At 66.8% G+C, this 23886-nt stretch carries 20 protein-coding genes; 12 read left to right on the top strand and 8 right to left on the bottom strand.

Annotation, left to right across the window (positions count from 1 at the left end; genetic code table 11):
• Positions 1-57 precede the first annotated feature (57 nt).
• From ACIP0B_RS06585 to ACIP0B_RS06615, 7 genes are all read left to right on the top strand, one after another.
• A complete protein-coding gene (locus ACIP0B_RS06585; RefSeq protein ID WP_085579247.1) occupies positions 58-483 on the top strand; it encodes a F0F1 ATP synthase subunit epsilon in 426 nt (141 codons plus the stop codon).
• Positions 484-599: 116 nt separating this feature from the next.
• On the top strand, positions 600-1967 hold the full coding sequence (gene glmU, locus ACIP0B_RS06590; protein WP_400830639.1) for a bifunctional UDP-N-acetylglucosamine diphosphorylase/glucosamine-1-phosphate N-acetyltransferase GlmU: 1368 nt from the start codon (positions 600-602) through the stop codon (positions 1965-1967).
• A 216-nt stretch (positions 1968-2183) separates the two neighbouring features.
• Entirely contained in the window at positions 2184-2960 is a 777-nt protein-coding gene (locus tag ACIP0B_RS06595; RefSeq protein ID WP_400830640.1) for a DeoR/GlpR family DNA-binding transcription regulator, read from the top strand.
• Between the two features lie 2 nt (positions 2961-2962).
• Complete coding sequence (gene glmS / locus ACIP0B_RS06600; RefSeq protein WP_400830642.1) at positions 2963-4795, top strand: glutamine--fructose-6-phosphate transaminase (isomerizing); 1833 nt, start codon at positions 2963-2965, stop codon at positions 4793-4795.
• A 70-nt stretch (positions 4796-4865) separates the two neighbouring features.
• Positions 4866-5792, top strand: a complete 927-nt coding sequence (locus tag ACIP0B_RS06605) for a LysR family transcriptional regulator (RefSeq protein ID WP_400830643.1) — start codon at positions 4866-4868, stop codon at positions 5790-5792.
• Positions 5793-5896: 104 nt separating this feature from the next.
• Positions 5897-6523: a glutathione S-transferase family protein gene (locus tag ACIP0B_RS06610; protein WP_400830645.1), complete on the top strand. Its 627-nt coding sequence runs from the start codon at positions 5897-5899 to the stop codon at positions 6521-6523.
• Between the two features lie 63 nt (positions 6524-6586).
• Entirely contained in the window at positions 6587-8617 is a 2031-nt protein-coding gene (locus ACIP0B_RS06615) for a pyridoxamine 5'-phosphate oxidase family protein (protein WP_400830647.1), read from the top strand.
• A 63-nt stretch (positions 8618-8680) separates the two neighbouring features.
• On the opposite strand, the gene ACIP0B_RS06620 is transcribed toward ACIP0B_RS06615, so the two are convergent.
• The 8 genes from ACIP0B_RS06620 to ACIP0B_RS06655 are packed head-to-tail and all read right to left on the bottom strand — an operon-like array spanning position 8681 to position 17666.
• The gene (locus ACIP0B_RS06620) at positions 8681-9811 is read right to left on the bottom strand and encodes a glycosyltransferase family 4 protein (RefSeq protein ID WP_400830648.1); all 1131 of its coding nucleotides are present in this window, start codon (positions 9809-9811) and stop codon (positions 8681-8683) included.
• Positions 9812-10942 (bottom strand): glycosyltransferase family 4 protein, encoded by a 1131-nt coding sequence (locus ACIP0B_RS06625; RefSeq protein ID WP_400830649.1) that lies wholly within the window; start codon positions 10940-10942, stop codon positions 9812-9814.
• Positions 10926-12293, bottom strand: a complete 1368-nt coding sequence (locus ACIP0B_RS06630; RefSeq protein WP_400830651.1) for a glycosyltransferase family 4 protein — start codon at positions 12291-12293, stop codon at positions 10926-10928. The genes ACIP0B_RS06625 and ACIP0B_RS06630 overlap by 17 nt, the downstream gene beginning before the upstream one ends.
• Entirely contained in the window at positions 12290-13540 is a 1251-nt protein-coding gene (locus tag ACIP0B_RS06635; protein ID WP_400830653.1) for an ABC transporter ATP-binding protein, read from the bottom strand. The genes ACIP0B_RS06630 and ACIP0B_RS06635 overlap by 4 nt, the downstream gene beginning before the upstream one ends.
• Positions 13540-14337: an ABC transporter permease gene (locus ACIP0B_RS06640; RefSeq protein WP_400830655.1), complete on the bottom strand. Its 798-nt coding sequence runs from the start codon at positions 14335-14337 to the stop codon at positions 13540-13542. Before ACIP0B_RS06640 ends, ACIP0B_RS06635 begins: the two co-directional genes overlap by 1 nt.
• Positions 14338-15780: a mannose-1-phosphate guanylyltransferase/mannose-6-phosphate isomerase gene (locus ACIP0B_RS06645; RefSeq protein WP_400830656.1), complete on the bottom strand. Its 1443-nt coding sequence runs from the start codon at positions 15778-15780 to the stop codon at positions 14338-14340.
• 3 nt (positions 15781-15783) lie between these two features.
• Positions 15784-16755, bottom strand: a complete 972-nt coding sequence (gene gmd / locus ACIP0B_RS06650) for a GDP-mannose 4,6-dehydratase (protein ID WP_400830658.1) — start codon at positions 16753-16755, stop codon at positions 15784-15786.
• Entirely contained in the window at positions 16752-17666 is a 915-nt protein-coding gene (locus ACIP0B_RS06655; RefSeq protein WP_400830659.1) for a GDP-mannose 4,6-dehydratase, read from the bottom strand. The genes gmd and ACIP0B_RS06655 overlap by 4 nt, the downstream gene beginning before the upstream one ends.
• 425 nt (positions 17667-18091) lie before the next feature.
• Here ACIP0B_RS06655 and ACIP0B_RS06660 point away from each other — a divergent pair, with 425 nt between their 5' ends.
• The 5 genes from ACIP0B_RS06660 to ACIP0B_RS06680 are packed head-to-tail and all read left to right on the top strand — an operon-like array spanning position 18092 to position 23781.
• Positions 18092-19642 (top strand): glycosyltransferase, encoded by a 1551-nt coding sequence (locus ACIP0B_RS06660; protein WP_400830661.1) that lies wholly within the window; start codon positions 18092-18094, stop codon positions 19640-19642.
• Complete coding sequence (locus tag ACIP0B_RS06665) at positions 19636-20940, top strand: glycosyltransferase (protein ID WP_400830662.1); 1305 nt, start codon at positions 19636-19638, stop codon at positions 20938-20940. Before ACIP0B_RS06660 ends, ACIP0B_RS06665 begins: the two co-directional genes overlap by 7 nt.
• Positions 20937-21821 (top strand): class I SAM-dependent methyltransferase, encoded by an 885-nt coding sequence (locus ACIP0B_RS06670; protein ID WP_400830664.1) that lies wholly within the window; start codon positions 20937-20939, stop codon positions 21819-21821. The genes ACIP0B_RS06665 and ACIP0B_RS06670 overlap by 4 nt, the downstream gene beginning before the upstream one ends.
• On the top strand, positions 21818-22972 hold the full coding sequence (locus ACIP0B_RS06675; protein ID WP_400830665.1) for an acyltransferase family protein: 1155 nt from the start codon (positions 21818-21820) through the stop codon (positions 22970-22972). The genes ACIP0B_RS06670 and ACIP0B_RS06675 overlap by 4 nt, the downstream gene beginning before the upstream one ends.
• Positions 22966-23781, top strand: coding sequence for a class I SAM-dependent methyltransferase (locus ACIP0B_RS06680; protein ID WP_400830666.1), 816 nt, complete (start codon positions 22966-22968; stop codon positions 23779-23781). The genes ACIP0B_RS06675 and ACIP0B_RS06680 overlap by 7 nt, the downstream gene beginning before the upstream one ends.
• The last annotated feature ends 105 nt before the right edge of the window (positions 23782-23886 follow it).

The raw sequence follows: 23886 nt of genomic DNA on the forward strand, positions 1-23886 counted from the left end.
AAGAAACTGTAATCACGGCGCCCGGCAACGGGCGCTAATTTAGGTTGAGGCAATCAGATGGCTATGACAGTCCATTGCGACATCGTCAGTGCGGAAGGGGAAATCTTTTCCGGCCTGGTCGAGATGGTGATTGCGCACGGTGCACTGGGTGATCTGGGTATCGCCCTGGGTCACGCGCCGCTGATCACCAATCTCAAGCCGGGTCCGATCCGCCTGATCAAGCAAGGCGGGGATGCCGAGGTGTTCTACATCTCCGGCGGTTTCCTCGAGGTTCAGCCGAACATGGTCAAGGTTCTCGCCGACACCGTGCAACGTGCTGCCGACCTGGATGAAGCCTCTGCTCAGGAAGCCGTCAAGGCCGCCGAGCGGGCTCTGCACGACAAAGGCGCTGATTTCGATTACGGCGCTGCGTCCGCACGTCTGGCCGAGGCCGCAGCTCAGCTGCGTACCGTCCAGCAGATCCGCAAGAAGTTCGGCGGTTAATCCACCGCCCGCTTGTTGTGCGATTGATAAAAAAGGGTAGCCTCGGCTACCCTTTTTTATTTCCGATTTTCACAACCCGGTCGCAGTCGCTGACCACCCAGGATTGGTAGCCAGTCATGTCTCTTGAAATCGTAATCCTCGCGGCCGGCCAAGGCACCCGCATGCGTTCGGCGCTGCCGAAGGTGCTGCATCCGATCGCCGGCAACTCCATGCTCGGCCATGTTATCCACAGCGCCCGCCAGCTGGAGCCACAGCGTATTCATGTGGTGATCGGGCACGGTGCCGATGCGGTGCGTGAGCGCCTGGCGGCCGATGACCTGAATTTCGTGCTGCAGGACAAGCAACTGGGCACCGGCCACGCGGTGGCCCAAGCGGTGCCGTTCATCCAGGCCGATACCGTGCTGATCCTCTATGGCGACGTGCCGCTGATCGAAGTCGACACCCTGCGCCGCCTGCTGAAGCAGGCAGGCCCCGAACAGTTGGGGCTGCTGACCGTCGAACTCGACGACCCGACCGGTTACGGCCGCATCGTGCGCGACGCCGACGGCAAGGTCACGGCCATCGTCGAGCAGAAGGACGCCAACGAGGCCCAGCGGGCCATCACCGAAGGCAACACCGGCATTCTGGCCCTGCCGTTCCGGCGCATGGGCGACTGGATGGGCCGGCTCTCCAACAACAACGCCCAGGGTGAGTACTACCTGACCGATGTGATCGCCATGGCGGTCAGCGACGGTCTGGTGGTGGCCACCGAGCAGCCCGACGACGCGATGGAAGTGCAGGGCGCCAACGACCGCAAGCAGCTGTCCGAACTGGAGCGCCACTATCAGTTGCGCGCCGGCCGCCGGCTGATGGCCCAGGGCGTGACGCTGCGCGACCCGGCCCGTTTCGATGTGCGTGGTGAAGTGACCGTCGGTCGGGACGTGCTGATCGACATCAACGTCATTCTCGAAGGCAAGGTGGTCATCGAGGATGACGTGGTGATCGGCCCGAACTGCGTGATCAAGGACAGCACCCTGCGCAAGGGCGCGGTGGTCAAGGCCAACAGCCACCTCGAAGGGGCGGTGCTGGGCGAAGCCAGCGATGCCGGCCCGTTCGCCCGCCTGCGTCCGGGCACCGTGCTGGAGGCCCGGGCCCATGTGGGTAACTTCGTCGAACTGAAGAACGCCCACATGGGCGAGGGCGCCAAGGCCGGGCACCTGACCTACCTGGGCGATGCACAGATCGGCGCCCGCACCAACATCGGCGCCGGCACCATCACCTGCAACTACGACGGCGCCAACAAGTGGAAGACCGTGCTGGGCGAGGACGTGTTCATCGGCTCCAACAACTCGCTGGTGGCGCCTGTGGATATCTCTGCCGGTGCGACCACGGCGGCCGGATCGACCATCACCCAGAATGTGGATAAGGCCCAATTGGCGGTCGGCCGCGCAAAACAGCGCAACATCGATGGCTGGAAGCGCCCGGAGAAGATCAAGAAGGGCTGAGTTATCCACATCAGCGGGCGGGCCGACAGTTATGCACAGGTCGACCTAACCCTTTCGCGGGCAATCCCGCTCCCACAGGTTCCGTGAGAATCATGGTGGGAGCGGGCTTGCCCGCGAAGCTTTTCCACAGAAGAAAATCCTGCGGCAGGCTTGACCATTTCTCGCTGATAGGTTTTGATTGCGCCACTTATCTTTCGAATCGAAACTTAATCGGCCATGTCGAAACGCAACACGCCCCAACGCCGCCATAACATCCTGGCCTTGCTCAGCGAGCAGGGCGAAGTGAGTGTGGATGAACTGGCGAAACGCTTCGAAACCTCCGAAGTTACGATTCGCAAGGATCTGGCCGCGCTGGAAAGCCATGGCCTGCTGCTGCGCCGTTACGGCGGCGCGATCACCATGCCGCAGGAACTGGTGGCGGACACCAGCCAGAACGTCTCGAAATACAAGCAGGCCATCGCCCGCGCAGCGGTCAAGCGCATCCGCGAACACGCCCGCATCATCATCGACAGCGGCAGCACCACCGCCGCCATGATCCCGGAGCTCGGCCATCAGCCGGGCCTGGTGGTCATGACCAACTCCCTTCACGTCGCCAATGCCTTGAGCGAGCTCGAGCACGAGCCCGTGCTGCTGATGACCGGGGGCACCTGGGATCCGCATTCGGAGTCCTTTCAGGGCCAGGTCGCCGAGCAGGTACTACGCTCATACGACTTCGACCAGTTGTTCATCGGCGCCGACGGCATCGACCTGGTGCGCGGCACCACGACGTTCAACGAGCTGCTCGGCCTGAGCCGGGTGATGGCCGAAGTGGCGCGGGAGGTGATTGTGATGGTCGAGGCCGACAAGATCGGCCGCAAGATTCCCAACCTGGAGCTGCCCTGGAGCAGCGTCCATACCCTCATCACCGATGATCGCCTGCCCCACGAGGCACGGGATCAGATACAGGCCCGCGGCATCAATTTGATTTGCGCGACTGTCAGCCAGGAGAAATAAGCATGTGTGGAATTGTCGGCGCCGTAGCTGAACGCAGCATCACCGCCATCCTGCTCGAAGGCCTCAAGCGCCTCGAATACCGGGGCTACGACAGCGCCGGCGTGGCGGTGTACACCAACGCCAACACGCTGGAGCGCACCCGCCGCGTGGGCAAGGTCAGCGAACTGGATGCGGCGCTGGCCGAGCATCCGCTGGTCGGCCGCCTCGGCATCGCCCACACCCGCTGGGCGACCCACGGCGCGCCGAGCGAGCGTAACGCCCACCCGCACTTCTCCGGCGACATCGCCGTGGTGCACAACGGCATCATCGAGAACCACGAAGCCCTGCGCGAGCAACTGAAGGCGCTCGGGTATGCCTTCTCGTCGGACACCGACACCGAAGTCATCGCCCACCTGCTCAACCACAAGCTCAAGGAACTGAAGGACCTGACCGTCGCCCTCAAGGCCACCGTCAAGGAGCTGCACGGCGCCTACGGCCTGGCGGTGATCAGTGCGCAGCAGCCCGATCGCGTGGTCGCCGCCCGCAGCGGCAGCCCGCTGGTGATCGGCCTGGGCCTGGGCGAGAACTTCCTCGCCTCCGACCAACTGGCCCTGCGTCAGGTCACCGACCGCTTCATGTACCTGGAAGAGGGCGACATCGCCGACATCCGCCGCGACAGCGTGCAGATCTGGGACGTCAACGGCCAGGCCGTCGAGCGCCAGACCGTGCAGTACAGCGACGGCGCCGAAGCCGCCGACAAGGGCGAGTTCCGCCACTACATGCTCAAGGAAATCCACGAGCAGCCAACGGTGGTGCAACGCACCCTGGAAGGCCGCCTGAGCCAGGATCAAGTCCTCGTTCAAGCCTTCGGCCCGCAGGCGGCTGAACTGTTCGCGAAGGTGCGCAACGTACAGATCGTCGCGTGCGGCACCAGCTACCACGCCGGCATGGTCGCCCGTTACTGGCTCGAAGAACTGGCCGGCATTCCGTGCCAGGTCGAAGTCGCCAGCGAGTTCCGCTACCGCAAGGTGGTGGTGCAGCCGGACACCTTGTTCGTCACCATTTCCCAGTCCGGCGAAACCGCCGACACCCTGGCGGCGCTGCGCAACGCCAAGGAACTGGGCTTCCTCGCCAGCCTGGCGATCTGCAACGTCGGCATCAGCTCGCTGGTGCGCGAGTCCGACCTGACCCTGCTGACCCAGGCCGGCCGCGAAATCGGCGTGGCCTCGACCAAGGCCTTCACCACACAGTTGGTTGGCCTGCTGCTGCTCACCCTGTCCCTGGGCCAGGTGCGCGGCACCCTGGGCGCCGGCGTCGAAGCCACGCTGGTGGAAGAACTGCGCCGCCTGCCGACCCGCCTCGGCGAGGCGCTGGCCATGGACAGCACCGTGGAGAAGGTCTCCGAACTGTTCGCCGAGAAGAACCACACCCTGTTCCTGGGCCGTGGCGCGCAGTTCCCGGTGGCGATGGAAGGGGCCCTGAAGCTCAAGGAAATCTCCTACATCCACGCCGAGGCCTACCCGGCCGGCGAGCTGAAGCACGGCCCGCTGGCGCTGGTGGACAATGACATGCCGGTGGTCACCGTCGCGCCGAACAACGAACTGCTGGAGAAGCTCAAGTCCAACCTGCAGGAAGTCCGCGCCCGCGGCGGCGAACTGATCGTGTTCGCCGACGAAAAGGCCGGGATGTCCAACGGCGAAGGCACCCACGTGGTGCAGATGCCGCACATCAACGACATCCTGTCGCCGATCCTCTACACCATCCCGCTGCAACTGCTGTCGTACTACGTCGCCGTGCTCAAGGGCACCGACGTGGATCAGCCGCGCAACTTGGCGAAGTCGGTGACGGTGGAATAACTTATCCACAGCTGACGTACCCTCAAGAATCGCAGCTTCGGCTGCGATTTTTTTCGACTCGAGGATTCCGATGGACCGCTTCCAGGAAATGCAGGTCTTCACCGCCGTCGCCCAGGAGCAAGGCTTCTCGGCGGCGGCGCGGCGGTTGGGGTTGTCGGCGGCCAGCGTCACCCGGGCGGTGGCGGCGCTGGAGCAGCGGATCGGTACGCAGTTGCTGGTGCGCACCACCCGCAGCGTTCACGTCAGCGAGGCGGGGCAGCGGTATCTGGAGGATTGCCGGCGGATCCTGGCCGAGGTGCAGGAGGCCGAGGATTCCGCCGCCGGCAGCCATGCCCGGCCCCGCGGGCAATTGACGGTGACCGCGCCGGTGCTGTTCGGCGAGCTGTTCGTCACGCCGGTCATGGCCGGTTACCTGGCGCAGTATCCCGAGGTGTCGATCAATGCCTTGCTGGTGGACCGTGTGGTGAGCATGGTCGAGGAGGGCGTCGACGTGGCGGTGCGCATCGGGGAGTTGCCGGACAGTAACCAGCACGCGATCCGGGTCGGCGAGGTGCGGCGGGTGATCTGCGGTTCGCCGTCGTATTTCGCGCGGCATGGACGGCCCGTCTGCCCGCAGGATCTGGCCGGCGCGCCGGTGGTGGCCACCTCGGCCATCGGCCAGTTGCGCAACTGGCCGTTCATCGAGCACGGCGAACCGGTCAGCGTGCGCCCGGAGCCACGGCTGGTGGTGACCGCCAACCAGGCCGCGATCGCCGCCGCCTGCCTGGGGCTCGGGCTGACGCGGGTGCTGTCTTATCAGGTGGCGGGCAAGATCGCGTCCGGCGAGCTGGAGATCGTCCTCGCCGAGTTCGAGCTGCCGCCGCTGCCGATCCATGTGGTGTATCAGGGCGGGCGCAAGGCTGCGGCGCGGGTGCGCAGTTTTGTCGACTACGCCGTGAAGGCGCTGCGTGAGCATCCGGCGCTGAAGGATGCGGCTTTATTTCACTCAGTGAAATAATCGATTGCGTTTGCTGGTGATTCTACTGATCAGGTGAAGGGTGGAAGATGGCCGCCACGGTTGTCGCCCATTCCGGGCGGCGCTTTTATCCAGCGGAGTCGACCATGCAAGCGATCAAACTCTACAACTTCCCGCGTTCCGGCCACGCACACCGCGTGGAGTTGATGCTCTCGCTGCTGCAATTGCCCGTCGAGCTGATCCTGGTCGACCTGGCCAAGGGCGAGCACAAGCAAGCGCCGTTTCTTGCCCTCAACAGCTTCGGCCAGGTGCCGGTGATCGACGACGGCGGCGTGGTGCTGGCCGACTCCAACGCGATCCTGGTGTACCTGGCGCAGAAGTACGGCAACGGCCGTTGGCTGCCGGCCGATCCGGTGGGCGCGGCACGGGTGCAGCGCTGGCTGTCCGTGGCGGCGGGTCCCATCGCCTTCGGCCCGGCGGCGGCGCGCCTGGTCACGGTGTTCGGCGCGCAGTTGAATGCCGACGAGCTCATCACCCGCGCCCACAACCTGCTCAAGGTCATGGACCTGGAGCTGGGCAAGACGCCGTACCTGGCCGGTTCTGAGCCGACCATCGCCGATGTGTCCGCCTACAGCTACATCGCCCACGCGCCGGAAGGCAACGTGTCGTTGGACGACTACGCCAATGTCCGTGCCTGGCTGCAGCGTGTCGAAGCGTTGCCCGGTTTTGTCGGCATGCCGCGCACGGTGGCCGGCCTGCAGAAAACCGCCTGATGTCCACGGCCCGGCCGAGCCGGGCCATCCACACTGCGCCGGCGGCGTAGGGGAGGCACTGTGATGGAACGTTCACCCTGGCACGCCGGCGAACGGCAACTGCAGAACCACGTCGGCGTCGCCGAGCGGATGGAGGCGTTCGGGCGCAAGGTGATCCGCACCTGGATGCCGGACCAGCATCGCGAGTTCTACCGGCAACTGCCGTTCATGCTGTACGGCGCGGTGGATGGCGAAGGCCGGCCCTGGGCCAGCGTGCTGGAGGGCGAGCCGGGGTTCGCCCGCTCGCCGGACCCGGAGCATCTGCACTTCCTGGGCCTGCCCGCCGCCGATGACCCGGCGGCGTTGCAGGACGGCGCCGCCATCGGCCTGCTCGGCATCGAATTGCACACCCGTCGGCGCAACCGCCTCAACGGGCGCATCGGCAACCTTGGGGCCGACGGTTTCGAGGTGACGGTGGAGCAATCCTTCGGCAACTGCCCGCAGTACATTCAGTTGCGCCAGTTCCAGCGCGTGCCGCTGACGGATCCGGCGACCCGGCCGGCCACGCACCTGGACGCCCTCGACGATGACGCCCGCGCCCTGATCGAAGGGGCCGACACGTTCTTTGTCGCCAGTTACGTCGAGGTCGACGGCCAGCGTTCGGTGGACGTGTCGCACCGCGGCGGCCAGGCCGGTTTCGTCCGGGTGCAGGGCAATCGCCTGACCATTCCCGACTTTGCCGGCAACCTGCATTTCAACACCCTCGGCAACTTGTTGCTCAACCCCCGGGCCGGGCTGCTGTTCATCGACTTTTCCACAGGCGACCTGCTGCAGCTCAGCGGGCGCACCGAAGTGATCCTCGACGACCCGCAGATCGCGGCGTTCCAGGGGGCCGAGCGGCTCTGGACGTTCGAGGTGGAAAAACTGGTGCGGCGTCCGGCGGCGTTGGCCTTGCGCTGGCGCTTCGAGGGCATGTCGCCCACCAGCCTGCTGACCGGCAACTGGCCCCAGGCCGAGGCGCGCCTGCAGGCCCAGGCGCTGGGCGACCGCTGGCGGCCGTTGCGGGTGGCGCGGATCGAGACGCAGAGCCGCAACATCCGCTCGTTTTATCTGGAGCCGGTGGACGGCGCCGGCCTGCCGGTGTTTCAGGCCGGCCAGCATTTGCCGCTGCGCTTCACCCTCGACGGTGAGACGCACATCCGCACCTACAGCCTGTCCGGGGCGCCGTCGGACGATTTCTTCCGGATCAGCGTGAAGCGCGAGGGGCGGGTGTCGACGCACCTGCATGACCAGGTGCGCGTCGGCGATGTGCTGGAGGCGCGGGCGCCCCAGGGGCACTTCACCGTGGCGGCGCTGGAGCGGCGGCCCTTGGTGCTGCTGGCGGCCGGGGTCGGGGTCACGCCGTTGCTGTCGATGCTGCGCGAGGTCGTGTACCAGGGCCTGCGCACGCGGCGGATCCGGCCGACGTGGTTCATCCAGAGTTCCCGCAGCCTGGCGGATCAGCCGTTCCGCGCCGAGCTGGACCGGCTGCTGGAGGACACCGGGGACGCGGTGCGGGTGCTGCGCCTGCTCAGCCAGCCCGAGGACGGCTTGCGAGAAGGCGAGGATTACGACCTGCGCGGGCGGATCGACGGTGACCTGCTGCGCAACCTGCTGACGATCGAGGACTTCGACCAGGTCGATTTCGTCCTCTGCGGCCCCGGCGCCTTCACGCAGGGCGTGTACGACAGTCTGCTGGAGCTGGATGTGCGCGATGCGCAGATCCACGCCGAAACCTTCGGCCCGTCGACGTTGCGGCGGCGGGCCGACCCGGACGCGGTGGCGTTCGTGCAGCCGCCGGCGGCCACCACGTCGGTGCCGGTGGTGTTCGAGCGTTCGGCCAAGGAGGCGCGCTGGCAGCCGGAGGGCGGCAGCCTGCTGGAGCTGGCGGAAAGCCGCGGTCTGCGTCCCGAGTTCAGTTGCCGCGGCGGTTCCTGCGGCACCTGCCGGACGCGGCTGATCAGCGGCGCGGTGAATTATCCACAGCCGCCGGCGGAAGAGCCGGAGGCCGGGCAGGTGCTGATCTGTTGCGCGGTGCCGGCGCAGGGCGGGCAGCCGCTGGTGCTGGATCTGTGACCGGCGCTTCGGGCTTGCCCGCGAAAGCCTTGCTGGCGATGGCGTCAGTACGGACGCCGCAGGTCAGGCGCAGGACAGCGCCTTTTCCTCCAGCAGTTCCTGATACAGGGCGGCCCACTGGCGGCCCATCTCCTCGGCGGTGAACAGCGCCCGGTAGCGGGCCTCCGCCTTCGCGCCCATTTCGGCGGCGCGGGCCGGGTTTTCCCACAGGGTGCGCATCGCTTCGCGAAAGGCCTGGGGATCGCTCGGCGGCACCACCAGCCCGGTCTCGTTGTGGATATTGATGAAGCTGGTGCCGGTGCCGATCTCGCTGGAGATCATCGGCTTGCCGTACATCGCGCCTTCCAGCAGCGAGATGCCGAACGCTTCGGAGCGCAGGTGCGACGGGAACACGATGGCGTAGCTCAGCTGCAGCAGCGCGACCTTGTCCTCTTCGCCCAGGCGTCCGACGAAATGCAGGTTGCGCAGCCCCAGCGCGGCGGCCTGGGCGTGCAGTTCCTGCTCCAGCGGGCCGGCGCCGACGATCACCACCGGATAGTCCACGTCCTTCAGGGCATCGAGCAGGATGTGCAGGCCCTTGTAGTAGCGCATCACGCCGACGAACAGGAAGAACTTATCCCCAAGCTGCCGGCGCCAGCGGTTCATGCGTTCGCTGTCGGCCTGTGGATAACCGGCCTTGTTCAGGCCGTAGGGGATGACCCGGGTCTTGCCCCGGAACCGCTGCAGCACATCGCTGGTGTGCAGGTAGTTGGGCGAGGCGGCGACGATCCGGTCGGCGCTGGCGAGGAAGCGGTTCATCAGCGGCCGGTAGAGCTTGAGCAGATGCTTCTGGCGGATGATGTCCGAGTGGTAGGTCACCACGCTCGGCTTGTCCGTCGAACTGGCGAAATGCACCAGGTCCATGAACGGCCACGGGAAGTGGTAGTTGATCACGTCCGCTTCGGCGGCCATCTCGCGGAACTGCTTGAACACGCTCCAGGAAAACCCGGTGGAGGCGAACTGGATGTCGAGCTTGGCGCGGTGCACCTGGTGCTGGCCGAGCTGCACCACGGCGGGAACCGGGTCGGGGCTGAGGGTCAGCACCTGGCCGTCGATGCCGTGCCGGGCGCCGCTTTCGCACAGTTGGAAGATCACCTGTTCGATGCCGCCGACCGAGTCGGGCAGGTATGTCTTGAAGAAATGCAGGACTCTCATTCAACCTCCCATGGCCTGTCGGTAGGCGCCGGCCGTGGCCTGCGCGCAACGCTTCCAGGAAAAAAGCCGGGCCTGCCGCAATCCGGCTTCGCGGCATGCCTGCCAATGCGCCTGATCGTCGATCAGCCGGTTCATCGCATCACGCAAACCGTCTGCATCGTCAGGCTCGATATAGTTGCCCGCCGCCCCCGCCACTTCCGGCATCGCCGAGGCGCGGGTGAGCGCCACCGGCGTACCGCTGGCCATCGCCTCCAGCACCGGCAGGCCGAACCCTTCGTAGCGCGACGGGAAGATCAGCGCGCGGGCGCCGGCCAGCAGCTGCGCCACCTGCTCGTCGGGCAGGTAGCCGAGCAGGCACACATGACCGCTGGCCAGTGCCTGGTGCAGTTCCGCGCTGAACTGTTCGCGCTGCCAGCCGGCCATGCCGACGATCAGCAGCGGAAAGCGCTGGCGCACGGTTTCCGGCAGCAGGGCATGGGCACGCAGGGCCAGGCTCAGGTTCTTGCGCGGCTCCAGGGTGCCGACGCACAGGAAGTATTCCCGTGGCAGGACAGCGTGGGCCTTGAGCACCGCGTCGATCCTGTGCGGCTCACGCGGACCAAAGCGCTCGGCCACACCCAGCGGCGCGACGACGAAACGTTGCGCCGGCAGGCCGAAATGGCTGGCGGCCTCGTCGGCGATGGCCTGGGAATCGGTGAGGATCAGCCGCGCCTGCTGCACGCCGGCCGCCAGCCGCCGCTCGATTTCCCGAAGGCGGGCCGCCGGTTGGGTGTCGGGGTAATGCAGGTGCGTCAGGTCGTGCAGGGTGATCACGGTCGGGCCGTCGAAGGCCAGCGGCCACAGGCTCGGTTCGTGATACAGGTCGAGGCCTTGCGTGCGGCCCCGGTCGAAGCGTTTCTGCTCCAGCCAGCGCCGCGCCTGATAGGCGCCGGGGATCTGCCGCAGCAGGGGCGTCAGGCGCGAGTAGCCGGGCATGGCCGCTTCCGGCACCGCAGGGCTCCAGCCCCAGCCGTGGAACAGGGCGACCTCGATGTCGGTGTCGCGGCGCAAGGCGTTCACCAGTTCGGCGACGTAATGGCCGATGCCGGTCCGCGGCGCCTGAAGGATGCGGGCGTTAAGGGCAATGCGCATGGGCCCCCGCTTGCGCCTGCGGCGCTTCCAGGACATTGCGCGCGGTGCGTTGCGCCAGTTGCGCGCTGGCTTCGCGCCAGCCGATCCATCGCCAGTCCGTCACCGGCCGGGGCGCCGGAAACTCGCCGCTGCGTTCAAAGGCCAGCACCTGGCCGGCCAGGCTTTGCGGGGCCTGCAAGTCGAAATAGGCCATGAATTCGCCGCCGATTTCGCGGAACACCGCGATGTCGCTGCCCATCGCCGGCAGGCCGCGCTGCATGGCCTCCACCAGCGGCAGGCCGAAGCCTTCGACGAACGACGGGAACACCAGGGCGGCGGAGCGGGCGTAGGCGAATTCGAGGCTGGTGTCGCTCAGGTCGTTGAACATGAACAGGCGGCGGTTCAGCTCGGGGTGCCGGCGGATCCGCTCCAGCAGGGCGTCGCACTTCCAGCCGACGCGGCCGGCGATGCACAGCCGGGCGCTGGAGCCGGCGGCCCAGGCCAGTTCGAAGGCGTCCAGCAGGTAGCCGTGGTTCTTGCGCGGCTCCAGGGTGCTGACCATCAGGAACACCGGGCCGGCCGCGCCGAACAGACGCTCCAGCTGCGGCTCGACCACGTCCCCGGCGGTGTGCAGGTCCAGTTCCGAACCGAGGTGGAAGTAATCGAACCAGCGCCGGTCGGCCTGGGTCGTGCCGATCCGCCGGCGCAACTCGTCGTGCACCTGGTCGCGCACCGTGGCGGAGATCGCCAGGTAGCCGTCGGCGGTGCGGGCGATCCAGTCGAACCACTGGCCGAAGACCTCGACCAGCCGGGTGTCGTAGAACTGCGGATGGGTCAGCGGGATCAGATCGTAGATCACCGCCACGATGCCCACGCCGTCGCGCTTGAGCCGTTCGGCCTGGGGGAAGAAGTCCGAATGCCAGGAGGAGTCGAGCAGCACCAGCTGATCCCCAGGCCGGTGCTGCAGCGGCGTGCAGCGCTTGGGCAGGTGATGGCGGTTGATCCGTTCGATCAGGCGCAGCGGCAGGCCGAAGGCGCCGAACGACGCCAGGCGGTAGCCGACGTACAGCAGGCGCCGCGCCAGTCGGCTGCGGACCTGGCCGTCCAGGCGCTGATGCGACTGCCAGAACCGGTGGGCGAGGCGTTCCAGCCGCTCGCCGAACGTCGCCACGGCATTGAGCAGCGGCGAGTCCAGCGCCGCCAGGCGCGTCACCCGGTGCAGCCGGCCCTTGAGCAGCACCACCGGCAGGCATTCGACGCCGTCCGCTTCGGGCGGCAGCCGGTTGATCACGTTGCGCACCACGCGCTGGATCCCCGAGTTGACCTTCGGGTGCTTGAACACGTGGGTGCATTCCACCAGCAGACGGGTCATGGCGCACGCTCGGCGACGGTTTCGGCGTTGCGCACGACGGTGGTCTTCGCCCCGAGCCATGAGCAGCCGACGAAGTCTTCCCGGCGGTTGTTGATCACGTGGAACACCAGGCCGTAGTCGCGCCACTCGAAGTTGCGGTCCAGGTGCGAATCCAGTCGCGACAGGCTCAGGGCCACGGAATAGTTGCCCTTGCCCAGGCCCATGACGAAGTCGAAGCGGTAGGTGATGCGTTCACCCGCCCGCAGGTGTTCCAGGGCCTGGTTCTGGCGGTGGGTGTTGATGCCGTACATGGCCTGGCCGAGACGGTCCTTGATCAGGAAGCCGAGCACCAGCCGTTCGATGTCCTGGCGGATCTCCACCTGCACCTCCAGCGTCACCGGCTGGCCGACCTCGGCGGCGTCGATGGCGCGTGCGCGCTCATCGAGCAGGCGCACGCCGAGGATGCCGGCCTCGCCGGTGCCGGACACCGTCTGCACCTGGCCGCCGGCCAGCAGCTCCTGGCGCACGGTCTGGCCTTCGCGTTCGGCGAGCAGGGCGTTGTAGTAGTCCATCACGGCTTCGGGCCGGTCGTGCATGACCATGTGCCCGCCTTCGAGCAGGATGGCCGAGTCGCAGATCGACTGGATCGCGGAGCGGTCGTGGGACACGATCAGCAAGGTGGTGCCGGCCTTGCGGAAGCTGCGGATGCGGTCGAAGCTCTTGTGCTGGAAGTAGGCATCGCCCACCGACAGCGCTTCGTCGACGATCAGGATGTCCGGGCGGCGCGCCGTGGCGACGCTGAACGCCAGGCGCATCTGCATGCCGCTGGAGTAGGTGCGCACGGGATGGTCGATGGCTTCGCCGATTTCCGCGAAGCGTTCGATGTCCGGCATCAGGGCTTCGAGCTCTTCGAGCGGCATGCCCAGCAGCTGGCCGGCCATCACCGCGTTCTGCCGGCCGGTGAAGTCGGGGTGGAAGCCCATGCCCAGCTCCAGCAGCGCGGCGACCCGGCCCTGCAGCCGGATCTGGCCGCAGGTCGGCTGGGTGGTGCCGGTGATCATCTTCAGCAGGGTGCTCTTGCCCGCGCCGTTGACCCCGACGATGCCCACCGCTTCGCCGGGCGCGATCTCGAAGTTCACGTCCTGCAGCACCCAGTGCTGGCGGTGGCGCGGCGGCGAGAACGGAACCAGCCATTCGGCCAGGCGGCTCCAGCGCGTGGGGTATTGCTTGTAGGCCTTGCCCAGGCCGGTGACGCGAATGTGCCCCATCAGAGTTCATCCACCATTTCGCCGACCCGCCGGCGGAACAGGCGCAGGCCGATCACGCAGAACAGCGCACCGGTCACGGCCAGCGGCAGCAACGAGCTCCACACCGGCCATTGGCCGTAGAGGAACAGGTTCTGGTAGCTGCCGATCAGGTTGGTCAGCGGGTTGAGCTGCAGCAGGCGCTGTACCCAGTCCGGCAGGATGCTCAAGGGATAGACGATGGGCGTCAGCCAGAACCAGAACTGCAGGCAGATGGCGAACAGTTGGCCGACGTCGCGGAAGAACACGTTGAGCACGCCCAGGATCATCCCCAGGCCGGCGCAGAACATCACTTGCAGCGCCAATAGCGGCACCAGCGCCAGCAGCGCCGGGCCCGGCCAGCGGCCGCTGACCAAAAGGAAACCGAGAAACAGGCCGATGATGATCGCGAAGTTGATCCCGGCGTTGAGCAGCACGATCACCGGCAGGCAGATGCGCGGGAAGCTGATTTTCTTCAGCAGGTTGGCGTTGTCCAGGAACATGGTCTGGCTGCGCAGGGTGATTTCCGAGAACAGCCCCCAGGTCAGCAGGCCGGCGCACAGGTAGACGCTGTAGGCCATGCCGTCGTCCACGCCGGGCAGGCGGGCGCGCATGATGTGGGAAAAGATCACGGTGTACACGACGATCATCGACAGCGGGTTGAGGACCGTCCACAGGGCGCCGAACAGCGAATTGCGGTAGCGCGCCTGGAACTCCCGCTGCACGCTGCCGAGGATGAAGCCACGGTAGCTGCGCAGCGAGCGGTGCAGGGAAAGCAGCATTCAGACCGTCCTGCCGTATTGGTCCTCGAAGCGGACGATGTCGTCCTCCCCCAGGTATTCGCCGCTCTGCACCTCGATGATCACCAGGTCGATCACACCGGGGTTTTCCAGGCGGTGCTTGTGGCCGGCGGCGATGAACGTGGATTCGTTCTTGGCCACCAGCGTGGTGCCGCTGCCGTTGTTGGTGACCTTGGCCATGCCTTCGACCACCACCCAGTGTTCGTTGCGGTGATGGTGCATCTGCAGCGACAGCTTGCCGCCGGGCTTGACCACAATGCGCTTGATCTTGAAGCGCGGGCCTTCCTCGAGCACGGTGTAGGTGCCCCACGGACGGCTGACCGTGCGGTGCAGGCGGTAGGCTTCGTGGGACTTGTCCTTGAGCTGCCTGGCCACCCGCCGCACATCCTGGGCGCGGTCGGCGTGGGCCACCAGCACGGCGTCGGCGGTGTCGATGACGATCAGGTTCTCCACCCCCACGGCGGCCACCAGCCGGCCTTCGCTCTGGATGAAGTTGTTGCGGCTGTCGATGAACACCGACTCGCCGCTGGCGCGGTTGTTGTCGGCATCGGCCGGCACCAGGGCCGCCACGGCGCCCCAGGAGCCGATGTCGCTCCAGTCGAAGCCGGCGGGCACCACCACGACTTTGTCCGAGCGTTCCATCAGCGCGTAGTCGATGGAGATGTCGGTGATCTCGGCGAACAGCGTCGCCGACAGTTCCTGTTGCAGGCAGCCGGCGGTTTCCACCGGTTCGCTGGCGGCCATGCAGGCGCGGGTCTGCGCCAGCAGTTCGGGGGCGTGGCGTTCGAGCTCGGCGATCAGGGTGGCGGTGGAGAAACAGAACATCCCGGAGTTCCACAGGAAATTGCCGCTCTCCAGGTACTGGGTGGCGGTCTGCAGATCGGGTTTCTCCACGAAGCGCTGCACCTTGGCCGCGCCCTTGTCGTCCAGCGGCGCGCCGGTCTCGATGTAGCCGAAGCCGGTTTCCGGGGCGTCCGGCACCACGCCGAAGGTCACCAGGAATCCGTCCTTGGCCAGGTTCACGGCGTGTTCGACCGCGCTCTTGAGGGCGGCTTCGTCGGTGATCAGATGGTCGGCGGGCATCACCACCATGATCGCCTGGTCGCCGTGCAGGGCTTGCAGCGACAGGGCCGCCGCCGCGATGGCCGGGGCGGTGTTGCGCCCGGTCGGCTCCAGCAGGAAGTGCCCGCGGTGCCGGGACAGGCGCGTGGCCTGATAGTGATCTTTGCTCTGGAAGTAGTACTCGCGGTTGGTCACCGTGACAATGTCGCCCCAGCCGTCCAGCAGCGCGGCCGCGCGCCGGTAGGTCTTGCCCAGCAGCGACTGGCCGTCGGGCAGCGTCATGAACGGTTTGGGGTGGCCCTCGCGGGACACCGGCCACAGACGGGTGCCGGCACCGCCGGACAGAATCACGGGAATCAGCATGGCCTACTCCTTGGCGACGCGTTTCATGTCCGCATCCATCATCATGCGGATCAGGGTGTCCAGGTCGGTCTTCGGCTTCCAGCCCAGCACCCGCTGGGCCTTGGCCGGGTTGCCGAGCAGCACTTCGACTTCCGCCGGACGGAAGAACGCCGGGTCGATCTTCACGTAGTCGCGGTAGTCCAGGCCCACATGGCCGAAGGCGATGCGGCACATCTCGCGCACGGTGGTGGTGACGCCGGTGGCGACCACGAAATCGTCGGGCTTGTCCTGCTGCAGCATCAGCCACATGGCTTCGACGTAATCGCCGGCGAAACCCCAGTCGCGCTTGGCGTCGATGTTGCCCAGGCGCAGCTCCTGCTGCTTGCCCTGCTTGATCCTGGCGGCGGCGTCGGTGACCTTGCGGGTGACGAACTCGATGCCGCGCAGCGGAGACTCGTGGTTGAACAGGATGCCGCTGCTGGCGTGCAGGCCGAAGCTTTCACGGTAGTTGACGGTGATCCAGTGGCCGTACAGCTTGGCCACGCCATAGGGGCTGCGCGGGTAGAACGGGGTGTTCTCGTCCTGTTGCTCGGCCTGGATCAGGCCGAACATCTCGCTGGTCGAAGCCTGATAGAAGCGGGTGTGCGGGCTGAACTGGCGGATCGCCTCCAGCAGGTGGGTGACGCCCAGGCCGTCGACGATGCCGGTGGTCACCGGTTGGTCCCAGGACGCGGCGACAAAGCTCTGCGCGGCCAGGTTATAGACTTCGTCCGGGGCGGACTTGATGACGGCGCGCTGCACCGAGCAGGCATCGGCCATGTCGCCGTCCAGGTAGACGATGTCGGCCTCGATCCCCATCTCGCGCAGGCGCCAGCGCGAATCGCTGCTGCGCCGCGCCACCAGGCCGTGGACCTTGTATCCCTTGTCCAGCAGCAGTTTGGCCAGATAGGCGCCGTCCTGGCCCGTGATCCCTGTGATCAATGCACTCTTTGTCATTCTTGTCGTACTCGCGTCTCCCAGTCGGACAGGATCGCCCGCAGGGATTGTTGTGTAGAGATTTCAGGCGTCCATCCTGTGGTCCGGGCGAGCCTTTGGTGACTGCCGCAAACGCGACGCTGATCCGCTCGGCGAAGCCGCGCCGGATCCTGAACCAGTTGCACCTGCACCTGCGCCAGGTCGGCCAACTGCTCGATCAGGCTGCGGATGCTCTGTTCGCGCCCCGAGCAGATGTTGTAGACCTGCCCGGGCGCGCCCTTTTCCAGCAGCGCGAAGTAGGCCGAAACGACGTCGCCGACATCGAGGAAATCCCGTGTCACATCGATGTCGCCGACTTCCAGTTGCGGTGCCTGCAATCCTTGCTTGATACGGTTGATCTGCCGTGCGGCGCCGGCCACCACGAAGCTGTCCTTCTGCCCGGTGCCGATGTGATTGAACGGCCGCGCCACCAGCACCGGCCAGCCCTCGCTCATGCCCCATTGCAGGCTGAGGAACTCGGCCGACAGTTTGCTCACCGCGTAAGGGTTGCGCGGGCAGGGCGGCTGCCGCTCGGTGATCGGCAGTTCCGGCTCGGCGACCTGGCCGTAGACGTCGCCGGAGCTGACGTACAGGAACGTGCCCCGGAAACCGCGGGCCTTGAGGGCCTGCAGCAGGTTCAGGGTGCCGGTCAGGTTGATGTCCAGGGTACGGGCCGGATCGCGGAAGGCCTCGGGGACGAAGGTCTGGCCCGCGAGGTGGATGACCGCGTCGGGCAAGTGCGGCCAGAGGCCGGCGAGGCTGTCCGGCTCAGTCAGGTCGTAGGGTGAGGCGGCAGGCAGCAGTTCCCACGGCGAATCCGTCCGGTTCAGGTGCGACTGGATATGGTGTCCCACGAATCCGCTGAGACCCGTGACGAACAGACGCTTTTTCAAACAGCGATCCCTTGGTCTTTAACTTTTGCCGCTTCCTGCAGGCTAATGCGGAAGGTCTGTCAGACCGGAGGAAATACCGGCAGGACGACAGGCAAAGTCGTTGTTGTAGTTGTTTGGTTGCCAATCTGTGCCAATTGCTCGGCAATTTCAACAGGCCAAACCGTGACTGGTCAGTTCTCGTCAGCGTAGCCGGATTTATTCTCGCCGGGCGGTTCGCGAATCCTCGACGGATGTGTTTAGAATGCCCTTCGCCGCGATCGTCAGGGCGTTGCCGGGACGGTTGCGCAACGGGGTGAACCGACCATTAAAACAAGAACGAAGACGTACCCGAAGACGCAGTTCGAGCGCAGGCATTGCCCGCCCGGGCCGGCGCCGGGCCGTCACAGCATGACGCTGCCGGGATGGCGGCTTCATCGTGGGATGCCATGAATTTCATTCTCTACTCGGACGTCAACGACAGTTCCATCAGCCAGAGCCTGGGACGTCCCGAATACAGCTACTACTTCGTGCTCAAGGCCTATCGCCCGGTGCTCGAAAGCCTCGGGCGGGTGCACGTGGTGTCCTCCACCGCCGAGGTCGACCCGCTCCACCGGCAGTTGCTCGCCGCCGGCGAAGACAGCGTGTTCCTGTCGTTCACCCCGCCGCAGAAAACCCCCGCCGACCTTCAATGCCCCACGATCTGCGTCGTCGCCTGGGAGTTCGACTCCATTCCCGACGAGCAATGGGACGGCGACCCGGGTCAGGACTGGACGCGGATGCTCGCCCGCCACGGCCGCGTGATCACGCTGTCCAGCCATACCGCCCGGGCGATCCGGCGGGCCATGGGCGAGGACTTCCCGGTGCTGGTGTTGCCGACGCCGCTGTGGGAAAACTTCGCCGCCCTGCGCGAGCCGCCCGCCGGCGCAGCGGTCAACCCCGGCGCGGCCCTGGCGATCAAGGGCTGTCTGTTCGACAGCCGCACGCTGGGGCTCTGCGCCGATGATCTCGCGCCCAAGCCGCTGACCCCCGAACAGGAGGCCGAGCTCGAGGCCCTCCGCCCGCCGCCGCTGACCCTCAAGCGCCGCTATGTCATCGCCCGGCATTACCTGCGCCTGTGGCTGCTGAACCCGGAGCGGGCGCCGAGGGTGAAGTACCTGCACCATTGGTACTGGGAAGGGATCCAGGACCTGCTGTCGGAACCGCGGCGCAAATGGCTTGCCCGGCAGTTCCCGGCGATTGCCGGCCCGCAGGCGGTGGCCGTGGCCGGGCCCGCGCCGCAGGATCTGCCGGCCACGGACTCGGTGGTCGAGACCGAGGTCGAAGGCGTGGTCTACGTCAGCGTGTTCAACCCCAGGGACGGCCGCAAGAATTGGCACCATCTGGTCACCGCGTTCTGTGCGGCGTTCCGTGAAACGCCTGACGCGACCCTGGTGCTCAAGATCACCCAGAACGACCTGTCGTCCTACTACGGCGAACTGATGACCTTGCTGGCGCAGCTGTCGCCGTTCGCCTGCCGGGTGCTGGTGATGCACGGTTACCTGGACGACGCGCAGTACGCCCGGCTGTACCGGGCGGCCAGCTTCTATGTGAACGCCTCGCGCTGCGAAGGGCTGTGCCTGCCGCTGATGGAGTTCATGGCCAGCGGCAAGCCGGTGATCGCCCCGGACCACACGGCGATGGAAGACTACATCGACGACTCGGTGGCGTTCGTGGTCAAGTCCAGCGAAGAGCTGACGATCTGGCCCCAGGACACCCGCATCGTCTACCGCACCCTGCGCCACCGGCCGGACTGGGGCTCGCTCAAGAGCGCCTACGAGAACAGCTACCGGATGGCCACGACGCAACCCCAGGACTACCGGCGCATGTCCGCCGCCGCGGTCGAGCGCATGCGCGGCTACTGCGCGTTCGCCCCGGTGCAGCGGCGCATGGCGGACTTCTTCGGCCTGGTGCCGCTGGCCGCAGACGCGGCGCCCGTGACGGATAACGCCTCATGCTGATCATCATCCATTCGGAAACCAACCGACACACGATTGCGCAGAACCTGGGCCGTTCGGAGTACAGCTATTACTTCGTGCTCAAGGAATACCGGCCGGTGCTCGAACGGCTCGGGCGGGTGATCGAAGTCACCGACCCGGCGCGGGAAGTCGATGCGCTGTACCTCGAATGCCTGGGCCGGGGCGAGCCTTGCGTGTTCCTGTCGTTCTCGCCGCCGCACCGCACGCCGGTGCACCTGGCCTGTCCGACGCTGCCGGTGTTCGCGTGGGAATTCAGCACCATCCCCAACGAACCGTTCGCCGGCGAGCCGCGCAACGACTGGCGCACGGTGCTGGCGGCCTGCGGCGCGGCGATCACCCATTCCAGCTATACGGTCGATGCGGTGCGCCAGGCGATGGATCCCGGTTACCCGATCGTCGCGGTGCCGGCGCCGGTGTGGGACCGTTTTGCCGAGCGCGGCGCGCAGTTGTCGCGCGAGCCGCTGGCCGGCGCCGTGCAGCTGAAGATCAAGGGGCTGGTGGCCGACAGCCGCCGGCTGGCGCTCGATGCCTTCGGGCCTGTGCACCTGCGCCGGGGCAAGGGCATCGACTTTGCGGCGCCGGTCGCCGAGCAGACGCTGACGCTCGATGGCGTGGTCTACACCTCGGTGTTCAATCCCGGCGACGGGCGCAAGAACTGGGAAGACATGCTCAGCGCCTTCTGCGTGACGTTCCGCGACACCGAGGACGCAACGCTGGTGCTGAAGCTGACCCATCACGATGCCGAGGAGGCGCTCGGCGACATCCTCCATCACCTGTACAAGAACCAGCCGTACCGTTGCCGCATCGTGCTGATCTACGGCTACCTCGCCGACGCCGACTACGAACGGCTGGTGCAGGCGACCCGCTATGTGGTGAACACGTCCTACGGCGAAGGCCAGTGCCTGCCGCTGATGGAGTTCATGTCGTGCGGCAAGCCGGCCGTGGCGCCGCGCACCACGGCGATGATCGATTATCTGGACGCCGGCAACGGCTTTCTGGTCGAGTCCACCGATGAACTGACGTCCTGGCCCCACGATCCGCGCAAGGCGTTCCGCACCCTGCGCTACGTGACGAACTGGGCGTCGGTGTGCGCGGCCTACCGGGCCAGCTACGAGGTGGCCAAGCACGATCCCGAGCGCTATGCGCAGATGTCGGCGCAAGCGGTGAGCAGCCTGCAGGCGTTCTGCAGCCAGGCCGTGGCCGAGCAACGGCTGCGGCTGTTCCTCGCACAGGTGACCGAACGCCGTGCCGCCCCGGCGGCGGAAGCGGCCGGCACATGATCCGGGCCTGGCTGCGACGCCTGCTGCCCGCCGCGCAACCTGCGCCCGTTGCCGCCCCCGAACCGGTGCCGGCGGGCGTTTCGCCGCGGGACATCGGCCTGCACGACGCGATGCTCGACGGCTGGTTTTGCGGCGACCGCGGCGAACTGCTCAAGGGCTTCGCGATCACCCCCGGCGACACCGTGCTCGACGTCGGCTGCGGCGAAGGCGTGGCGACCCTGTTCGCGGTGCGCCAGGGCGCCTCGGTGATCTTCACCGACAGCGAACACGACAAGGTGCGCGACCTTGCCCGGCAGGTGCAGGCGCAGTCGGAGCAACCCAACCTGGGACTGGTCAGCAACAGCCTGCCGTTGCCGCTGGCCGATGGCTGCGCCAGCAAAGTGGTGTGCATGGAAGTGCTGGAGCACATCGACCATCCCGAGCCGTTCATGGCCGAACTGGTGCGCATGGGCCGTCCCGGCGCGCAGTACCTGCTCAGCGTGCCGGCGCCGGTGGGCGAACACTTGCAGCAGGGCATCGCCCCGGCCAGCTACTACCGCTCGCCCAACCATGTGCAGATTTTCACCCCGGAGCGTTTTGCGGCGCTGGTGGAGGAGGCCGGCCTGGTGATCGAGCACCGCCAGGCCACCGGGTTCTTCTGGGTGATGGGGATGATCTTCTTCTGGGCCAGCGAACGGGCCGCCGGGCGTGACCTGGGCGGCGCGGTGCGCGACCGCATCCAGGCGCCGTACCCGCCGCTGATGGAAAGCTGGGCGCGCACCTGGCAGGACCTGCTGGCGCAGCCCGACGGGCTGGCGATCAAGCGGATGCTCGACGGCTTCATGCCCAAGAGCCAGGTGATCATCGCCCGCAAGCCGCCGGCGGCCGAGGTCGCGCGATGAGCGGCAAGCGGATCATGGACATCGAAGTGCTGCGCGCCGTCGCGGTGCTGGGGGTGCTGTTCCATCACCTGCAAGGCAGCCTGTTCACCGATACGGTGCCGCTGCTCGAGAAGATCCACGCCTGGGCGCAGCCGTGGTGGGGGGTCGACCTGTTTTTCGTGATCTCCGGGTTCGTCATCGCCCGTGGCCTGATTCCCGCGTTGCGCGCCTGTGAGACCCGCCAGGCGCGTTGGGCGCAGATCCGCGGCTTCTGGCTGCGCCGGGCCTTCCGGTTGCTGCCCTCGGCCTGGCTGTGGCTGGCGCTGATGCTGCTGGCCTGCGTGTTCCTCAACCGTTCCGGCGCCTTCGGCACCTGGCACGCCAACGTGCAGGCCACCCTGGCCGGGGTGCTGCAGTACGCCAACTTCCGCTTCGCCGACAGCTTCTTCCATTACGAGTACGGCAGCAGTTTCGTGTACTGGAGCCTGTCGCTGGAGGAACAGTTCTACCTGCTGTTTCCGCTGCTGATCCTGGTGTGCCGCAAGCATCTGGCCTGGGCCTTGCTGGCGCTGGTGGCGGTGCAGCTGTTCACCGTGCGCACGCCACTGCTGATGGTGATCCGCACCGACGCGCTGGCGCTGGGCGTGCTGTTGGCGATGTGGAGCGCACAGCCGTCCTGGCGGCGCTGGCAGCCGACGGCCCTGGGCAAGCCCTGGCTCGGCGTGTCGGCGCTGGCGGCGATCGCGGCGCTGCTGAGCTTCATGGCCACCGACCGCTTCACCTTCGCCCCTTACCGCATCGGTTCGATCGCCGTGCTGGGGGCGGTGCTGGTCTGGATCGCTTCGTACAACCGCGATTACCTGCTGCCGGCAGGTCGGCCGCAACGGCTGATGGCCTGGATCGGCAGCCGCTCCTACGGCATTTACCTGATCCACATTCCGGCCTATCAACTGGTGCGCGAAATCAGTTTCCGCCTGCAGGCCGCCGGCCTTCCCGACTTCGGCGGGCACCCGGTCGCCACGCTGCTGGCCGCCGCCGGCCTGATCGCGCTGTTGAGCGAACTGAATTACCGCCTCATCGAAATGCCCATGCGCCACCGCGGCGCCGCCCTGGTGCGGCGCCTGGGCACGCCACCCACCGCCGTTCCGTCCCCAGGAGCCACCTCATGCTGAGCCTTTTGAAGAAACTCACGGCGGCGCCGTCCGCCGAGCCCGCCGCCCCGGCCGTCGACAAGGTCGACCCGTACATGCTCGGGCTGCGCGACGCCATGCTCAGCGGCTGGTTCAACCAGGAGACCGGCGAGCTGTTCACAGGCTTCCCGGTGACGGCCGACGACACCTTGCTCGACGTCGGCTGCGGCGATGGCGGCAACGTGCATTTCTGCGGGATGCGCGGGGCGAAGATCATCATCGCCGACATCGACGGCGCCAAGGTCGAGGCCACCCGCCAGCGCCTGGGCGATACGCCGGCGCGCGGCGTGGAATGCCATGTCACCGACTGCAACCCGCTGCCGATCGCCGACGCCACCGCCACCCGCGTGGTGTCCACCGAAGTCATCGAGCACGTCGACGACCCGGCGCAGTTCCTCGCTGAACTCGTGCGGGTCGGCCGGCCGGGGGCGCTGTACCTGCTGAGCGTGCCGCACCCAAGCTCCGAGGACCTGCAGAAGGACATCGCCGCGCCGGAGTATTTCCAGAAGCCGAACCACATCCGGATCATCAGCGAAGAGCAGTTCAAGGGCATGGTCAGCGATGCCGGCCTTGAGATCATCAGCCACAGCCAGTACGGCTTTTACTGGTCGATGTGGATGCTGCTGTTCTGGGAGGCGAAGGTGGAGTTCAGCAACGCCGACCATCCGTTGCTCAACCACTGGGCCGACACCTGGAAAACTGTGCTCGACTCGCCGCGCGGGGCGCAGATCAAGCAGGCGCTGGACGCGGTCGTGGCGAAAAGTCAGGTGATCATCGCCCGCAAGCCGTAGCGCCGTCGCGAGGGTTGTGCGGGCTTATGCGGTGCGGTGACTGACGCCATCGCCAGCAGGCTGGCTCCCGCTGTTTGCGGGCCGCGCCGGCCACTGCGGGAGCGG

Source organism: Pseudomonas sp. NPDC089534 (assembly GCF_044749305.1).
GTDB lineage: Bacteria > Pseudomonadota > Gammaproteobacteria > Pseudomonadales > Pseudomonadaceae > Aquipseudomonas > Aquipseudomonas ekonensis.

Excerpts from the sequence above, each read along its gene's own strand:
- ACIP0B_RS06585 (WP_085579247.1), top strand. The coding sequence starts at position 58 with ATGGCTATGACAGTCCATTGCGACATCGTCAGTGCGGAAGGGGAAATC.
- glmU (WP_400830639.1), top strand. The coding sequence starts at position 600 with ATGTCTCTTGAAATCGTAATCCTCGCGGCCGGCCAAGGCACCCGCATG.
- ACIP0B_RS06595 (WP_400830640.1), top strand. The coding sequence starts at position 2,184 with ATGTCGAAACGCAACACGCCCCAACGCCGCCATAACATCCTGGCCTTG.
- glmS (WP_400830642.1), top strand. The coding sequence starts at position 2,963 with ATGTGTGGAATTGTCGGCGCCGTAGCTGAACGCAGCATCACCGCCATC.
- ACIP0B_RS06605 (WP_400830643.1), top strand. The coding sequence starts at position 4,866 with ATGGACCGCTTCCAGGAAATGCAGGTCTTCACCGCCGTCGCCCAGGAG.
- ACIP0B_RS06610 (WP_400830645.1), top strand. The coding sequence starts at position 5,897 with ATGCAAGCGATCAAACTCTACAACTTCCCGCGTTCCGGCCACGCACAC.
- ACIP0B_RS06615 (WP_400830647.1), top strand. The coding sequence starts at position 6,587 with ATGGAACGTTCACCCTGGCACGCCGGCGAACGGCAACTGCAGAACCAC.
- ACIP0B_RS06620 (WP_400830648.1), bottom strand. The coding sequence starts at position 9,811 with ATGAGAGTCCTGCATTTCTTCAAGACATACCTGCCCGACTCGGTCGGC.
- ACIP0B_RS06625 (WP_400830649.1), bottom strand. The coding sequence starts at position 10,942 with ATGCGCATTGCCCTTAACGCCCGCATCCTTCAGGCGCCGCGGACCGGC.
- ACIP0B_RS06630 (WP_400830651.1), bottom strand. The coding sequence starts at position 12,293 with ATGACCCGTCTGCTGGTGGAATGCACCCACGTGTTCAAGCACCCGAAG.
- ACIP0B_RS06635 (WP_400830653.1), bottom strand. The coding sequence starts at position 13,540 with ATGGGGCACATTCGCGTCACCGGCCTGGGCAAGGCCTACAAGCAATAC.
- ACIP0B_RS06640 (WP_400830655.1), bottom strand. The coding sequence starts at position 14,337 with ATGCTGCTTTCCCTGCACCGCTCGCTGCGCAGCTACCGTGGCTTCATC.
- ACIP0B_RS06645 (WP_400830656.1), bottom strand. The coding sequence starts at position 15,780 with ATGCTGATTCCCGTGATTCTGTCCGGCGGTGCCGGCACCCGTCTGTGG.
- gmd (WP_400830658.1), bottom strand. The coding sequence starts at position 16,755 with ATGACAAAGAGTGCATTGATCACAGGGATCACGGGCCAGGACGGCGCC.
- ACIP0B_RS06660 (WP_400830661.1), top strand. The coding sequence starts at position 18,092 with ATGAATTTCATTCTCTACTCGGACGTCAACGACAGTTCCATCAGCCAG.
- ACIP0B_RS06665 (WP_400830662.1), top strand. The coding sequence starts at position 19,636 with ATGCTGATCATCATCCATTCGGAAACCAACCGACACACGATTGCGCAG.
- ACIP0B_RS06670 (WP_400830664.1), top strand. The coding sequence starts at position 20,937 with ATGATCCGGGCCTGGCTGCGACGCCTGCTGCCCGCCGCGCAACCTGCG.
- ACIP0B_RS06675 (WP_400830665.1), top strand. The coding sequence starts at position 21,818 with ATGAGCGGCAAGCGGATCATGGACATCGAAGTGCTGCGCGCCGTCGCG.
- ACIP0B_RS06680 (WP_400830666.1), top strand. The coding sequence starts at position 22,966 with ATGCTGAGCCTTTTGAAGAAACTCACGGCGGCGCCGTCCGCCGAGCCC.